The following is a 16,332-nucleotide window of genomic DNA, read 5'->3' as shown; positions in this document are numbered from 1 at the left end:
ACCCTCCTATATTTAAGTTTTTCTGATTTTTTCTTCTTCTGTTTTACTGCGCATATGTACGAACAGCAGGAAAACAGCAAGTACCATTGTTGATAATCCGAAAACAGTGTATCCTGTCATCGGTGTACTGCCGGCGTATGGCAGGTCAAACGGTGAAACATCGAGGAATATCTCGATATCGTCTATGACTATGGCACCATCGGATGTTCCGACTGTTACCTCTGCTTCGCCATCTCCGTAACCAGGAGGCGGTGAAGTACACTTTATAGTGTAGGTCATGCCCTGTCTGATATCGAATTCTGTATTATCCCACGATACAATGCCGCTTGTGTTCTGCTTTGTACCGATCAGTGTTCCGTCCTCAGCGTACAGCCCGAATGTACCGCCCTTGAGGAGAGGTGCTCCGTCTGCGGCGTTTCCGCTGTCGCTGTCCTGATAGTATGTGCTGTAAATATTCGCCTTGATAGTAATGCTCGATGAATCATTATCCTTGTAGAAAACTGTTTCCTGCTTGTCTGCCAGAGCAACACCTGTTACACGCAGCGGTTCAGCAGTATAGTTCTGTAAAGTAGGTGAAATGATATCGTAGCTCTTACCGTAGTCGGTCTGATGCACATACTGAGCATTGGCTTCTGTGCCGCGGATCGTGGTATCAATCACGTTCCAGGCATACAGATACTTTACGGTTATCGTTATCTTTGAAGATTCCCATACAGCGTAGAGATCGATAGTTTCTCCTTCTATACTTACTATCATATCGTCCTCGATGATATCGCCTGAATCTGTCTGCCAGCCTGTATGACGATATTCATGTGTGGGATCAACAGCTGTAGGAAGAGGTATGTAGTCGTCCTTGTCGGGATCGTAGCTGTACTCTCTGCCGATGACAGCTGTTCTTGTAGCCACGGTCTCAGCATCTCCGATGTTTTTGTAGAAGTTGATCGTCACTTTTTTGGGGATATCGCGGTAGTATACGTTGTATGTTCCCGCTGCTGTGATAGCAGTGACTTTTGTTTCTGAAGCATCTTCTTCGACCTTTGTGATCTTTACTACCTCACTTGCAGAAGTTATCCAGCTGTCGATAGCAGCCTGGATTCCGCTGTAATCGTAGTTATTATCACCTATTATATGTTTATCCGAAGCTATACCCAGAGGTGCGCCTCTTACATCACATTTCACGAAGTTCACTATAAGTTCAGTGTCATCGGGAACTTTGGTGTAATACACAGCGACTGTCATGGACGGATGTCCGTCAACAGTTTCGTCAAGAGTATCTATGAACGCATCGTCCACCACGCCCGCTATATAGGGAGTATCTGTTACATATCCCTCGAAATCGGGAGAGGCTATGTAGAACTCAGCGCCCTTGGTAAGTGCGATCTTGTATGTACCGTTATCATACAGTGTCCTGTCAAGCGGAGATATGTATGTTCCCCGAAGCTGAGGATTCGGATCATCTTCGCTTTCCTTGGTGTAATAGTTTACTTTTATAGCGTAGGTTATCGGTTTGTAAGTACCAACTATTATCACATCTTCCTGACCCATGATATGATCGCCGTTGTTATCGGCTTCTATGGACCAGTCCCAGAAGTAGCCGTCGTAACCGTCGGGGTATTCGTCGGGACGTGAGGGATAGGTGATACCGGTGATAACCTCGCCGTTAGCGAATGTCTTGCTGTCAACTGCTTCTTCAAGGCTTATCGCCTTGCCCACGGGGTCGTACATCTGATAGTAGTACTTTACGCTGTGCTTAGCGTTCACGCCCGAAGCTTTTACTGTGACTTTGCCTGTTATGCTTTTTCTCGGGATATAGACTGTTATCTTATCGCCTATCTTCTCGACCAATGCATCTGTTATAACAGTGGGTTCAGCATTGGGGTCTGTGGTATCTGTGTTGGTTATCTCCACATTTTCTGCTGCGGGAAGATCATAGCCGTCAGCAGCATAGATATCGAATACCAGTTCGGTATCTTCAACCGTTGTGGGGAACTTATCCGCCGCATCTGATGTAAGATTTTCAAGCTGAAGGTCTATGGGATAGCTTACGTATACGGGAACTTTGAAGTTCCTTTCAGCCGTATCCACTTCATCGATGACCTTCGCCTTGCTTGCTGCGGAATCAGCTTCCAGCGATGCTGTAAGGATGTAATCCGTATCAGCTGTTATCTTAGTTCCCAGTGTGGGTTCGTAAGACAGGGCACCATAATCTGCATGATCGTCCTGCCAGTCCTCGGGATCAAGTGCGTTATAAGCCGCCGCATTTACGCTGAAAATATCAGCTGTTATCGTAGAACCGTAGTCAACGAATATCGGGTCGGAGGTTATGGTAGGCTCCAGAGTTTCACCCGCCAGCTTTACATTTGCAAAGTCGGTGTAGTCAAGTGGGGGGATATCCGTAACATCAGCACTTTCGCCATTCTTACGCGACAGTGTTGCGTCGATAAGCAGAGGTACATCGTTACCGCCTAAGAAACCGTCTTTTGGTTTTAGCTTGAACGTTACCGTTCCGCTGCCGTCAAAGTCGTATTCGTAACTGTATTGGGTCTTAGTGAAATGATTATAATCCGTTAGTTCGGGCATCGGATAGTAGTTTGATTCTGTGCCTATCGCTGTTGCGCTGGCATTTGTAACCGTTGGTGTGATTCCAAAATCCACAGATTTTTCTGTAGAGTCTGTACCATTGCTTATAGGATAATCATCATTCAGTTCTTCATTATTGACTTTGATGCCTACGATATCAAAATACTTTGATATTGTTTCTTTGAGTGTGAAGTTTTCGGGGTTACTCTGTGCAGCACCAGATATAGCATCCGCAGGTGAAGCCTTTAAAGCTGTAATTTCATCAGCTGTCATTTCAAGAACTGTTTCACCGCCTAAGATGTAACCGCCCTTCAAACCAAGTCTGACTACTCTAACTCCACCATTCCCGTAGTCTGTACCAGACCTTAACGGTTTAGTGGTGTTATAAAAAATAAAATATTCTTTCGGATCATATGGTAATTCTGTAAATTCTGAAAGATCTGACTTGAATCCTGAAGAAGAATAATTACCGCCTGCCATGCCAGGTGTTACATCTGTGTTATCGTTTGGATTTATAACAGCAGTTTCACCGTTATAAACCTCGTAATTGTTCGGGTCACCATCAGAACGGATTCCTGTACCAGGATCAACAGGAAGATTTGGGATATCGAACTTGTCATCGGTCGGAACATACCCATATCCTGAATAACCAGGCTTGCCTGCTTGATTAGGATTACCTCCATTTGTAGATGCATATACAGGTGTTCCTCCGCCACCTCCGCCAGCTATCATGATATCATCACCGATTCTAAGCCATGTGCAACCGCCGCCATACGCACCGGTTTTATCCGAAAGATCTCTGTTGTTAAAATATGCACCGTCATATCCTCTTTCTCCTACTACGAGTGAAACATTAGATGTGTCCTCTATGTAAATATAACCACAGTTATATCCTCCTTTGCCGCCGCTACCTCCTTCTGTTCCATTAGTTCCATAATATCCTCCTGAACCGCCGTCACCGCCCCAAACCTGAACAAAATAATAACCAGGACCATATGTTATATTCAAACTCTGATTGCTATAATAAGTAGCACTATTAATCTTTGTTCTTGTATTTCCCTGATGATTTAGAGCAGGTAAATGATTGAAGCCGTCACTATTTGTATCCTGTGTTGCAGCGTGTACTTTATCATGTAAACTAGAATCATAATCAATTATATAGAAATTATTACCGGTAAGTTCAGAAGCTACTGTTGTATCAACAGTCAGATTATAAGTGCCATCTTCTTCATTATAGACCAGTGACTTTTCTGCATTGAGTTCAATACCGCCAACATTGAACATGGTGTCATCAACACATCTCAGTGTTGCTTTCTTTACGATCACGTTGCTTCCTGCATCTCCCACCTTAGCCGGTGTTACGTTTGCAGGTACACCAAGTGTGACCCTGATATCCGGATATAATGTATTGCCAACATCGGATGCTGAGATAGTATATCCAAAACTTCCGCTTGCAGTATAAGCGTTTCCATCACGAGCGATCTCATAGCTTATGCCTGTTATGAAATCCTGCATGGGGTCGTTTGAGTTGTATGCTATCTCATTGTAACCATCGGCATAAAGGTCAGCCTTTGTGATAGCATCATTTTGATGCACCGTGGAGTTCTTGGTCTTTATACTGATGTTGTAAGGTACATTGACATACTTTACATCGTCGCCCAGTGTGATATGGGTGGTCTTTGTTCCGCCGGTGACTGTTAATGTCGAGCCGTCCTCATTGAATATGGGAACTCTGACACCGCCCATGAACTGAGCCTTGGGTCTGATAGTTACGGATACTGTCAGCTTGTCTTTTTCCTGACCCTTTGCAAGACCTGAGCTTACAGGTGCTACCGAGCCGGTTTTAGTAAAGCTGTTTCCGCTGGGTGTGCCGTTGGTGGATACAACATCAAAATACTGTGATATGTCACCGCTGACCTCTATACTGTTAAGGTAGTTGTAATCTGTGCCGTTATTTGACAGATGTCTTATAACTACCGCACCGCCTGTATCGGAATTTGTATTGTCTTCTCTATTAACAAAGTAGTTTGCGTCGCCCTTATCTCTGGGTGTGAAATTTGAGAACTTACCCACATAGGAAGAACCGCCGCCGCCACCGCCGACATTTCGTGCGTCAACGGGCTCATTCTGCATACCGCCGCTGCCGCCTGCAAATCCTGCACCGCCGCCGCCACCGCGGAAGTTACTTGCGCCGCCGACACCGCGGTCAAGTTCGGGGTGATAAGTCTTCTGCCAGTCATTAGGATAGGAAGAAGCTGCCAGATAGCCTATAAAACTGGTCACTATCTCACCGGGGATATCGGTTCCGCCCTTACCCACGTAAGCGCCCTTGGTACCTGATGTGGAACCATTTTCGCCTGCGTAGTATTTACCTACATAAGTATTCGATGATACGAAGTTTTCGATATTGGGAACTTCGCTTATATCGCTGTCAAAAGTACCGCCGTCACCGCCGTTGGCTTTGCCATCGCCGCCAAATAATCCGGGGAGAGTATGCAGCGCTGCACCTGCACCGCCGCCGCCGCCGCCGCCGGCTATCATAAGCACCTTGCTCGGGTCGTTGCGTACAGTATCAGTTAATTCTTCATTTTCATCCATAAGGTACACAGCAGAATAACCTCCGCCTGCGCCTACCGAGAATATAACTATATCGCCCGCACCGCCGCCGATACCGCCGGTACCGCCGCTGTCGTACCGTCTTGTCTCGCTGAGACCGCGGCTGCCTATCTCGTAGTAGAGTTTCTTCTTCTGAGCAGCCAGTTCTTCGCTGACTTCAAGGAGTCCGTATACGAAGCCGCCCTTGCCGCCTGCACCTGCTTTGAAACTCAAAGGGAACATGGAACTGCCGTCGCCGCCATCGCCGCCCCAGAGTTCGATAAGGTATGTGCCTGCTTTATCAAGAGTATAACTTCCGTCCTGGCTCTGCATCCAATTTCTGCTCTCATCGAAGTACGAGTAAGAGGACTTGAGCTCAGTAGTAAAGGTAAATGTACCGTCGCCGTTGTCTATCAGCTGATCGCTGTGAGAAAGTATAGCGGATACGTCATTTGTATTGTGTACCTCAGGGAATTCAACGGAGCCGCTGTCAGAAGCGGATCTTGCCGCCGAAACAACTATCTGAGGAAAATAAGCAAACTGCTCCATAACTACCAGTGCTGCCATTGTAAACGCAGAAATTCGCTTGGTCAGTTTGCTGCTCTTTTTGCTCGTCAACGTTCTCCACTCCTTTCATCCAAATTTTTGCACAATAAAATTGTCAGTACTATACAAATACTGATGGTTAATATCAAAGAATATTGTTCTTAACTTACAAAGATTATAGCACAGTAGTTGGATTCTGTCAATAACAAAAACGGGTTTTGAAGCCCATTAAGGGAATTTTTGTATGAATAAACATATTTGAGAATGATATTTGTTTACTATTAACACATAAATCACGCATTGTTAATTTATTAAAATATTTACAGCCATTAATATACGCATTCCCTATTGGTAATTTTCGCAAATTATCGGAAATAAATGGATTTTAGCACAGCGGCACAGTTCAGATAGCCGACATCAAGCAGCTTTGCTTTATTCATATTTCATGCATTTTTGACATTAAAGCGATAAATTTGTATCTGCGCGGTTTACTGCATCTGTCCTTCGTGCAAAACAAAAAAAGACAGCCATTCAAACGAATGACTGTCTTTATGTTATCGGTTATTACTGCATATCGGTATTTCTGTTTTTCAGAAGCTTCTGTCTCTTGCGCTCGTGCATATCCATGTATACCTTCTCGGCAAAATCTACTATCTTCTTCATTATGGGTCTGAATGTGTAGAAGTACTCACCCGCATAGGTGATTACTTCGCCGTTAAAGCCCTTCTTGAACTTGTAAACACCGTAGTTGGGGTTAGTTTCGTCCTTGTAGAAAGGTATGCCCATGAAGTCGTAGATATCGCAGTTGCCTTCCAATGCCCAGTTTATCATAGTCCACTGCATCAGATAGTTGGGATACAGATTTCTGTGATGGTTAGCAGATGCACCGTATACATAGCAGGTCTTGCCAGCGTACTGTGTAGTAACCGCACCCGAAAGGGGTATCTTCTTGCCGTCTTCATCAACATAGCACATAAACAGGTGGCAGTGTTCCTTGCCCAGACCCTCAATGAACTTTACAAAGTAATCCTTGCCTCTTATAGAGAAACCGTCACGGATACCTGTAGCTTCCATCATAGGATAGAAATCGTCCAGCGCTTCGGTGCCGCATATCTCGCAGTAAACGCCCTTTCTGGGAGCCTTGCGTATACGGTTGCGCCAGTCAGCCTTGAATGACTGCATCATCTCATCGGCTGTTTTGCCCTTTATTCCGCAGAGCATATAGTTATTTCTCGCCTGTATGGTAGTCAGCTCGGGGGCATCATCGATATGTGAGAATCCCATATCGGTTATCAGCTTTGAACGATCCCTCTCCTTTTCCTCAAAGGGCGGATCCCACATGAACTGATATGCGCGGTATTTCTTAGCCAGAGCCTTTACACCCTCAAACAGGTCAGTCATGACTTCCTTATCGCTCCAGTCGCAGACAGGACCGTGGGGCGCATACAGGAATGTTGTGGGGAATATGGGTATATTCTTGATTATAACAAGACAAGTACCCCTTATCTTGCCGTCCTTGCCGCGGGATATTACCGCGTCCCAGCCCCAGTTATCCTTTACCTTAGGCCATCTCAGCGACTGCATGAAGTTGCCGTATTCGCTGTTTTTCGCGAAATCTTCATACTCTTTCAGAAGCTGTTTGTTTTTCTTATCTATAATTTCCATCTTTTACCTCTCCAAAGCAAAAAATCCTATATTGTGACATATCCTAACCTATCTATTATACAATACCGCGCCCCAAAATTCAATAGTATTTATAGACAAAACCGCCTGTCAGGTAAAGTATCATTACTATCTATTATGGGTATTTTCGCCGTATTTATCCGCAGGCGGCACAAGACCGTAGCTCTCGTAAAAAGCATCGATATCCTCTTTGCCGCGTACAAGCTCTTTGTATTTCAGCTCGCCGCTTTTTCTGTCATAAAAGCCTATGGTCTTTTCACCGGTGCAGGTAGAGGTCTGAACCTTTATCTCAAGATCCTCACAGCCGGCAGGTATTTTTTTCGTGACCTTTTTCCTGATTATGCTCATATATCCCCCTGAAAGCAGAGCCCGCACAGCATATCGCGGGTGTCGGCGCACTGCTGTATCTCGTCATAGATGATATCCATGTTGTCACTGTCGTACTCGACTTCCTTTGAAAGCTCCTTCACCAGGAGTATCCGCCTGTCAAGGTCTGGAAGAGCGCCGTTTTCTGCGTACTCCTGCAGGAACAGCCCTCTCGCCGCAAGAGTCATGTAAACTGCCGAGAAAAGTCTTTCCTCAGCGGCGTAGTCCCTGGTGCATTTGATGAAATATCTGTGCAAAAAATATACCAGTATATTTTCAAGCTCATGCTGATAGGGCGCGTAGCTCTTGTTGAAAGCCTTTTCTGCCGCAAGCATCTTATCACGGATATCTTCCGTCAGCGCGAATCTCTCACCCAGATCACCCATGTACTCCATTTGCGAAAACAGCGAGAAAAGCCTGTCCAGCCCCTGTCTGCCAAGAGCCCTGACATCCCCTGAAAGTATATCTTTTTCCGCCTGAATGACTATCTCCATGCGGAAGCCGTCTATCGCCAGCATACCCGATATCTTTTTCAACTGTTCGCAGTCTTCATCCTGCAAAGCTTCGCTGATATCCTCAGCGCAGTAGCACAGCACCGCCAGCCTTTGCAGTATGGTGAATCCCCTGTCCTGTGCGATATCTATTAGCTTTTCACGGATACTCTTCACCGCTGCGAATATCTCACTGTCGAATTCAAGGTCATCGGGTTCTTCGTCCGTCTGCTTTTCCGTGAAAAGCACAGGGCGCTCATGGGTCAGCACCAGCCTGCTGACTTCCTCACAGCAAAGCCCCAGCCCTGCTTCCTTATAGTCACCGAACCATTCATAAAAACGCGGGTGCTCGCGGCATATCTCCGAGATATGCTCCACACCAAGCTCCTGCTGTACCCCGCAGAGCCCGTCGTCGGTAAGGAACGGACATCCGCCCTCCTGCGACATATAATGCGAGCCATCTTCTTCGTATATGTTCCCGCAAAGCCGCTCACAAAGCTCTCCGCCATGCTCGCGGTAGTACGAAAGTGTATTTTCATCTATCTCAATGTCCCAGCCCATCTTGCAGCAGTTGTCCCTGCAATCGGTACAGGTACACCTGAAAGCGAAAAAATAGTCAGGCTGTAAAACTGTCATATAATCACGTCCTCTACGCTGAATGTAAATGTCCCCGCTCCGTCCGCGTATCGCGAAAATATATTTTCACATATGATGTTTTTATGGCAGAAGACAGCGGGATACGGAAGATTATGGTATTATTATAGCATAAAAAACCAAGTATTACAAGACAAAAAAGACCGAGTCATAAGACTCGGTCTTTATTAAAGCTTGTTAAGCTAAAATTATTCGTTGATAGCAGTAACAACGCCGGAACCTACGGTTCTACCACCCTCACGGATAGCGAAACGCAGACCTTCCTCGATAGCGATAGGAGTGATCAGCTCAACATCCATAGTTACGTTATCGCCGGGCATGCACATCTCCTTGTCAGCAGGCAGAGAGATGATACCGGTAACGTCAGTTGTTCTGAAATAGAACTGAGGTCTATAGTTGTTGAAGAAAGGAGTATGACGGCCGCCCTCTTCCTTCTTCAGAACGTAAACCTGACCGCTGAACTTAGTGTGGGGGTGAATGGAGCCGGGCTTACAAAGAACCTGACCTCTTTCAACCTGATCTCTTGTGATACCACGGAGCAGAGCGCCGATGTTATCACCAGCCATAGCGGAATCCAGAGTCTTTCTGAACATCTCGATACCGGTTACAACTGTGGACTGCTTCTCATCAGACAGACCAACGATCTCAACGGTCTCACCAGTGTTCAGAACACCTCTCTCAACTCTACCTGTAACAACGGTACCACGGCCGGAGATGGTCATAGTATCCTCAACAGGCATCAGGAAAGGCTTAGCGTCGTCTCTCTCAGGAGTAGGAATGTACTCGTCAACAGCGTCCATCAGCTTGATGATAGGCTCATAAGCAGGATTGCTCAGGTCATCGGGAGCTTCAAGAGCAGCCAGAGCAGAACCAACGATGATAGGAGTATCATCGCCAGGGAAATCATAAGAACTCAGCAGATCTCTGATATCCATCTCAACGAGTTCGAGCAGCTCAGGATCGTCAACCTGGTCAGCCTTGTTCATGAATACAACGATTGCAGGAACGCCAACCTGACGAGCCAGCAGGATGTGCTCTCTTGTCTGAGCCATAGGGCCATCAGAAGCAGCACAAACCAGGATAGCGCCGTCCATCTGAGCAGCACCTGTGATCATGTTCTTAACGTAGTCAGCGTGGCCGGGGCAGTCAACGTGAGCATAGTGTCTCTTATCAGTCTCATACTCAACGTGAGCGGTATTGATTGTAATACCTCTCTCTCTCTCCTCGGGAGCCTTATCGATCATGTCATAAGCCTCAAACTTAGCCTGACCCTTCATAGCCAGTGTCTTGGTGATAGCAGCTGTCAGGGTAGTCTTACCGTGGTCAACGTGACCGATGGTACCAATGTTAACGTGGGGCTTGGTTCTTTCAAAATGTGCCTTTGCCATAGGAATTTTCCTCCTTAAAATAAAATTTTATACTTCGTTCAGACGCAGCGTTCAGGTATACTGAACGCCTATCTGACATACCGTAGTATTATTATACCAAATAATTAACCATTTTGCAAGGGTTTTGCAAAATATTTTTGCTAAAAATTAGTCTTTAGCTCTGGAAGTCATGATCTTGTCAGCGATGGACTTCGGTACCTGAGTATAGCTGTGGGGTTCCATAGCATACTGACCACGGCCCTGAGTCTTGGATCTCAGGTCGTTGGAGTAACCGAACATCTCAGACAGAGGAACAAGAGCGTCAACCTGAACAGCACCTGTTCTCTGCTCCTGACCGAGGATCTGACCACGTCTGGAGTTCAGGTCGCCGATAACAGTACCCAGATAATCATCGGGAGCTATTACGGATACCTTCATGATAGGCTCCAGGATTATAGGGGAAGCCTTCTTCATAGCCTCCTTGAATGCCATAGAACCTGCGATCTTGAACGCCATTTCAGAGGAGTCAACTTCGTGGTAAGAACCGTCATACAGCTCAACCTTGCAGTCAACAACCTGGAAGCCAGCGAGTACGCCGCTCTCCATAGCGCCCTTGATACCTGCGTCAACAGCAGGGATGTACTCCTTGGGGATAGAACCGCCGACTACCTTGTTTACGAACTCGTAGCCTGCACCGCTCTCGTTGGGGAATACATTGATCTTAACGTGACCGTACTGACCCTTACCACCGGACTGCTTAGCGTACTTGTAGTCAACGTTAGCTTCCTTAGTGATGGTCTCCTTATAGGATACCTGAGGAGCACCTACGTTAGCCTCTACCTTGAACTCTCTCAGCAGTCTGTCAACGATGATCTCCAGGTGGAGCTCACCCATACCTGCGATAATGGTCTGACCTGTCTCTTCAGAAGTATAAGTTCTGAATGTGGGGTCTTCTTCTGCCAGCTTAGCCAGCGCGATACCCATCTTCTCCTGACCTGCCTTAGTCTTAGGCTCAATAGCCAGCTGGATAACAGGCTCAGGGAATTCCATGGATTCCAGAATAACAGGGTTCTTCTCGTCGCAGAGAGTATCACCTGTTGTAGTATTCTTCAGACCGATAGCTGCACCGATATCACCAGCGTAGATGGTATCGATATCCTTTCTGTCGTTGGAGTGCATCTGAACGATACGTCCGATTCTCTCGTCCTTGTCCTTAGTGGAGTTGTAAACGGTAGAACCTGCGCTCAGTACGCCGGAGTATACTCTGAAGTATGCCAGCTTACCAACGAAGGGGTCAGTAGCGATCTTGAATGCGAGAGCAGCGAAAGGCTGATCATCGCCGGAAATTCTTTCGCACTCCTCACCTGTATCAGGGTTAACACCCTTGATGTGAGGAACGTCGATAGGAGAAGGCATATAATCAACGATAGCATCGAGCAGCTTCTGAACGCCCTTGTTCTTGTAGGAAGTACCGCAAGTAACAGGAACCATAGTGTTGTCGATGGTAGAACGTCTGATTACCTTCTTCATCTCATCGATAGTGATCTCCTCATCAGCGAAGAACTTCTCTGCGAGGTCATCATCTACCTCAGCAAGGTGCTCGATCATGTCAGCTCTGTACTGCTCTGCCTTTTCGAGCATATCTGCGGGGATGTCCTCGCATCTGATATCCTTGCCCAGATCATCGTAATAGATATAAGCCTTCATTTCAAGCAGGTCGATGATACCTCTGAAATCTTCCTCAGCGCCGATAGGCAGCTGGATCGGAACGGCGTTGCACTGAAGTCTCTCGTGGAGCATATTCAGTACGTTATAGAAGTCAGCACCCATGATATCCATCTTGTTGACGTATACCATACGAGGTACCTTATAGTTGTCAGCCTGTCTCCAAACAGTCTCAGTCTGGGGCTCAACGCCGCCCTTTGCACAAAGAACGGTAACGGAGCCGTCGAGAACTCTCAGAGATCTTTCAACTTCAACGGTGAAGTCAACGTGGCCGGGAGTATCTATAATGTTGAGTCTGTGACCCTTCCAGTAGCAAGTAGTAGCAGCAGAGGTGATAGTGATACCTCTCTCCTTCTCCTGTGCCATCCAGTCCATTGTAGATGCACCGTCGTGTGTTTCACCGATCTTATAGTTAACACCGGTATAGAACAGGATACGCTCAGTAGTAGTTGTCTTACCGGCGTCGATGTGTGCCATGATACCGATATTGCGGTAATCCTGGAGCTTAGTTTCTCTAGCCATGATATATCCTCCTCTATACTCTTACCATCTGTAATGAGCGAAAGCCTTGTTAGCTTCAGCCATCTTGTGTGTGTCGTCACGCTTCTTGCATGAACCGCCAACACCGTTAAGAGCGTCGAGGATCTCAGCTGCGAGCTTTTCCTTCATGGTATCCTCGTGTCTTTCACGAGAATACTTAGTGATCCATCTCAGACCGAGTGTCTGACGTCTGTCAGGTCTAACCTCCATGGGGACCTGATAGGTAGCACCGCCGACACGGCGAGCCTTTACCTCCAGCTCAGGCATGATATTGTTCATAGCCTCCTCGAAAACTTCGAGAGCAGGACGGCCTGTCTTTTCCTCTACGATCTCGAATGCTCCGTAAACGATCTTCTGGGCAACACCCTTCTTACCGTCGAGCATGATGTTGTTTACCAGACGTGTAACCAGCTTGCTGTTGTATACAGGATCCTGGAGTACGTCTCTCTTGGTAACTCTACCTCTTCTTGGCACTTTAATTCCCTCCTTCACAAATAATGAATTCATAGGTACTCGCTCTGTGACCAGACCTTTCGACCCGTCACAGCCCCGTCAGTTCCATGCAGAGTTACCGATATATATATCAATCACTCCACAAAAACTGTGGTCTCCGCTTTTACGCGGCAATGAGTTGTTCCATAAATTTTGAGCGGGATAATTCCCGTAGTTTCTGCAAGCTTATATTAAGCTTACTTAGCAGCGCCTGCCTTAGGCTTCTTAGCGCCGTACTTGGATCTAGCCTGCATTCTCTTAGCAACGCCCTGTGCATCAAGAGTACCGCGGATGATGTGGTATCTTACACCGGGGAGGTCCTTAACTCTTCCGCCTCTGATAAGAACAACAGAGTGCTCCTGAAGGTTATGACCGATGCCGGGAATGTATGCAGTTACCTCGTAGCCGTTGGTCAGCTTTACTCTGGCTACCTTTCTCATTGCGGAGTTAGGCTTCTTAGGAGTAGCTGTTCTAACAACTGTGCATACGCCTCTCTTCTGAGGACAGCTCTGATCGATTACTCTCTTCTTCTTGGCATTGAAGCCCTTCTGAAGTGCAGGAGCTGTAGACTTGTCTGCAAGTACGTTTCTGCCCTTTCTTACTAACTGGTTAAAGGTTGGCATGGTTTCTCTCCTTTCATCAAATAGTTACACTGACCCTATTGTCAGCGTACTCGACTATTATACATTACTTTTCCCGATATGTCAAGCAGTTTAAAATATTTTTTACACTTCACACAAATCATGCTGTCCTGCACGGTCTGCACTCATATAGAAGTGATAAGCCGCGGTGTTTCTGAAATGCTGTTCTCTCCCGATCCGGAGTTTGTCGGGATAGTCTGATATTTGCTGTGATCGGCAGTTCGTGGTTTTTCGCTCCTCGTTCCTCCGTTTATTTCGGGCTCGGCAATATATTTCAGCAAACAGAAAGAGCGTGGACGTTTGTATTGTCCACGCTCATAACTTTAATATTGCGGCACCCTTTGTCTCCTTGGCAGTTTAAACCTTTTTTCCCCGCTATCATCACTATGGTTCAAAATCATAGTCAACATTTCTTCGCTCGATACTGATAACTTCCGAACCTGTATTTTTTTGTGTCTCCGCTCCGCCGAACTCCGCTTTGCCCGCCCAAACTATATCATCACCGTTCTTTTTGCCAAAGCTGAATGTTATTCCGTCGGGTGGCTCTGAGACTGTTTCATCGAACTCCACTCCATACATAAGCAGAAGCTTTCCGCCGCTGTATTCCTCGTCGCGAGCAATATATAGTTCCTTAACGCGGTCATCCTCACATCTAATGACATACTCATCATTACTGTTTATCACAAATGACGATATCTCATGCTTTTGCGAGTCCTCTTTGATCATGATATTTTTTATCTCATCAAAGTCTGCATTTTTTGATGCTGTAAGTTCAAAGGTATACAGGAACTGCGTTCTTTTATTTCCGTTATCGTCGAACTTTCTAACTACAACATCACCGAAGGGTTCAACGGTAAAGTCATAATCACCGTTTTCAGCAGCTGTCATTTGAATGACCGTGTTTTCAATGACATTGATATCTGATCCCTTTTCCTCGGTCGGCACAACTTCAAATTTGAGGTCGCCCCTGATATTTCCCGTTCTTTCGGTATCGATGACGTTTATCAGCAGATACGCCGTATTTGCTTTGGTGCTGTCCGCCACTGCCCTGACATTCAGTATCTCGATATCGGTATCACACTTTGTTTTGAGGGTGTACTGTCTTCCGCCTATACCGATCGAACATGTCTTTTCTATGCGGTCGAAATATGAGCCTGCCCACAGGTATCCGCCGTCGGTCTTTTCAATTTTCAGCACATAAAGCTGTGATGTTGCGCCGCCGCGGACGTAGGCTTCATCAAACAGTGTCGCCATCATCTCGCCTTTGATCTCTGTATCTCTTTTGTCATATGAGATACTGCACTCGACCTCGGGCTTTACCTGATTGATATTTTTATAGGTGCCCCTCACCAGATACTTAACGGTATCGTCGAATGTATCGTCTGTTACCCTTGCAGCAGCCTGTGCCGTGCGAAGTATATCTCCAAAAAATCCATCTGTCCATCTGCCCAGATCGGCGTATCCCTTGCAGTAAAGTGTTCCCTTAGGCTGTACTCCTAAATATTTCCTGCCGTTTAATTCCATGGTGAAATTCACATCAAGGCATTCCTCGCCCAGAAGTTCATCGAAGCCCAGCACCATTTTATCGCCGAACTTCGGAAGTTCCTTGCTTCCCGAGAGTGCATCGCCATCCGCCATAAGCTGTGTGCAGAACACATGATTTCCGAACTGGTAGGACTCTCGCGCGCACGCAAGAAAGATCGTTCCATCATCTTCAGGCTTCACGCAGTCCAGCACATTCACAGTTTCTGTATAACCGTACATCTCGTTCATCTCAGCCTTGGCATCTTTGATATATTCTGCCCATTTTTCAGGGTTCTCATCATACTCTTCCTCAGGCGGCAATAATGCCCGGCTTTTTGCAGGTGCACTGTCAGATGATGTGTGTTTAATCTGTACATCGCTGTTACTGTAACCGTAGATCATCGGCATTACCGCCATACCGATAACTGCTGCCGCCGTCACCGCAACTATCCCCGCCGACTGCCATTTTTTCAGCTTCGGCTTCATGGCATCAGCCTCTGCCGCTTTAAGAGCCCTGCGCTGCCAGTCCTCGGGTGTCCTGACATTATCCAAAAATCTCATCTGTTTCATAACGTCCGCTCCCTCCCTGTTCAAGCTGACCTTTCAGCTTTTCTCTGCCTCGTTTCAGCTGTGAGCGCACAGTGGAAGGTCTTGTCTTCGTGACCTCTGCTATCTCATCAGCTGTAAGCTCCTCATAATAATAAAGGTATATCACATCGCGGTACTTCGGCGGAAGTTCCATCACCAGCTGCCATATCTCACTGTCGGCAGGCTGAACAGGTATGTCGCTCACATCCTCCAGACTAAGGGTGTTCCTGCGCAGGCGATACCGCCACAAGCTCCTGCACTCATTCACCGTCACCCTCAAAAGCCATGCTTTCGGGTTCGGGATAACACCTTTTTTCAGTTCCTTGTACAGCTTGAAGAATACGTTCTGGTATACGTCCTCCGCATCGGTCATGTCCCCCGTGTGCAAAACACACAGCCTCGTGACCATGTCGCTGTACTCCTTTAACAACTCTTCATAATCGCTAAGGATATCAGCCACGCGCCTCACCTCCCTCTCTGTATAATAAAACGCCGCTGCTCCCCAAAATGTTGCACGGGATAGAAAAAATTTTTTCATTG

The 16,332-nt window shown here is 46.6% G+C and carries 10 protein-coding genes; all 10 read right to left on the bottom strand.

Annotated elements, in window-relative coordinates; genetic code table 11:
• Positions 1-12: 12 nt before the first annotated feature.
• Positions 13-5,793, bottom strand: a complete 5,781-nt coding sequence (locus BM265_RS02045; protein ID WP_074959807.1) for a glycine-rich protein — start codon at positions 5,791-5,793, stop codon at positions 13-15.
• Between the two features lie 492 nt (positions 5,794-6,285).
• Entirely contained in the window at positions 6,286-7,386 is a 1,101-nt protein-coding gene (locus BM265_RS02040) for a lipid II:glycine glycyltransferase FemX (RefSeq protein WP_074959806.1), read from the bottom strand.
• A 126-nt stretch (positions 7,387-7,512) separates the two neighbouring features.
• Positions 7,513-7,752: a hypothetical protein gene (locus tag BM265_RS02035; RefSeq protein ID WP_074959805.1), complete on the bottom strand. Its 240-nt coding sequence runs from the start codon at positions 7,750-7,752 to the stop codon at positions 7,513-7,515.
• Positions 7,749-8,897 (bottom strand): flagellin lysine-N-methylase, encoded by a 1,149-nt coding sequence (gene fliB / locus BM265_RS02030; protein WP_074959804.1) that lies wholly within the window; start codon positions 8,895-8,897, stop codon positions 7,749-7,751. Before fliB ends, BM265_RS02035 begins: the two co-directional genes overlap by 4 nt.
• Before the next feature lie 206 nt (positions 8,898-9,103).
• Positions 9,104-10,303, bottom strand: a complete 1,200-nt coding sequence (tuf, locus tag BM265_RS02025) for an elongation factor Tu (RefSeq protein WP_074959803.1) — start codon at positions 10,301-10,303, stop codon at positions 9,104-9,106.
• 147 nt (positions 10,304-10,450) lie between these two features.
• Complete coding sequence (gene fusA / locus BM265_RS02020) at positions 10,451-12,529, bottom strand: elongation factor G (RefSeq protein ID WP_074959802.1); 2,079 nt, start codon at positions 12,527-12,529, stop codon at positions 10,451-10,453.
• A gap of 21 nt (positions 12,530-12,550) precedes the next feature.
• A complete protein-coding gene (gene rpsG, locus BM265_RS02015) occupies positions 12,551-13,021 on the bottom strand; it encodes a 30S ribosomal protein S7 (RefSeq protein ID WP_002853108.1) in 471 nt (156 codons plus the stop codon).
• 215 nt (positions 13,022-13,236) lie between these two features.
• Positions 13,237-13,662, bottom strand: coding sequence for a 30S ribosomal protein S12 (gene rpsL, locus BM265_RS02010; RefSeq protein ID WP_002852924.1), 426 nt, complete (start codon positions 13,660-13,662; stop codon positions 13,237-13,239).
• Positions 13,663-14,064: 402 nt separating this feature from the next.
• On the bottom strand, positions 14,065-15,774 hold the full coding sequence (locus BM265_RS02005; protein WP_074959801.1) for a hypothetical protein: 1,710 nt from the start codon (positions 15,772-15,774) through the stop codon (positions 14,065-14,067).
• Positions 15,749-16,252: an RNA polymerase sigma factor gene (locus BM265_RS02000; RefSeq protein WP_177219522.1), complete on the bottom strand. Its 504-nt coding sequence runs from the start codon at positions 16,250-16,252 to the stop codon at positions 15,749-15,751. The genes BM265_RS02005 and BM265_RS02000 overlap by 26 nt, the downstream gene beginning before the upstream one ends.
• Positions 16,253-16,332: the final 80 nt, after the last annotated feature.

It is taken from the genome of Hominimerdicola alba (genome assembly GCF_900112155.1).
In the GTDB taxonomy this organism is placed as follows: domain Bacteria; phylum Bacillota; class Clostridia; order Oscillospirales; family Ruminococcaceae; genus Hominimerdicola; species Hominimerdicola alba_D.
Note: the sequence above shows the minus strand (reverse complement) of the source record. Positions and strands in the feature narration are given on the sequence as shown.

What these genes read in the sequence shown, in the direction of transcription:
- BM265_RS02040 (WP_074959806.1), bottom strand. Translation starts at nt 7,386, where the DNA reads ATGGAAATTATAGATAAGAAAAACAAACAGCTTCTGAAAGAGTATGAA.
- BM265_RS02035 (WP_074959805.1), bottom strand. Translation starts at nt 7,752, where the DNA reads ATGAGCATAATCAGGAAAAAGGTCACGAAAAAAATACCTGCCGGCTGT.
- fliB (WP_074959804.1), bottom strand. Translation starts at nt 8,897, where the DNA reads ATGACAGTTTTACAGCCTGACTATTTTTTCGCTTTCAGGTGTACCTGT.
- tuf (WP_074959803.1), bottom strand. Translation starts at nt 10,303, where the DNA reads ATGGCAAAGGCACATTTTGAAAGAACCAAGCCCCACGTTAACATTGGT.
- fusA (WP_074959802.1), bottom strand. Translation starts at nt 12,529, where the DNA reads ATGGCTAGAGAAACTAAGCTCCAGGATTACCGCAATATCGGTATCATG.
- rpsL (WP_002852924.1), bottom strand. Translation starts at nt 13,662, where the DNA reads ATGCCAACCTTTAACCAGTTAGTAAGAAAGGGCAGAAACGTACTTGCA.
- BM265_RS02005 (WP_074959801.1), bottom strand. Translation starts at nt 15,774, where the DNA reads ATGAAACAGATGAGATTTTTGGATAATGTCAGGACACCCGAGGACTGG.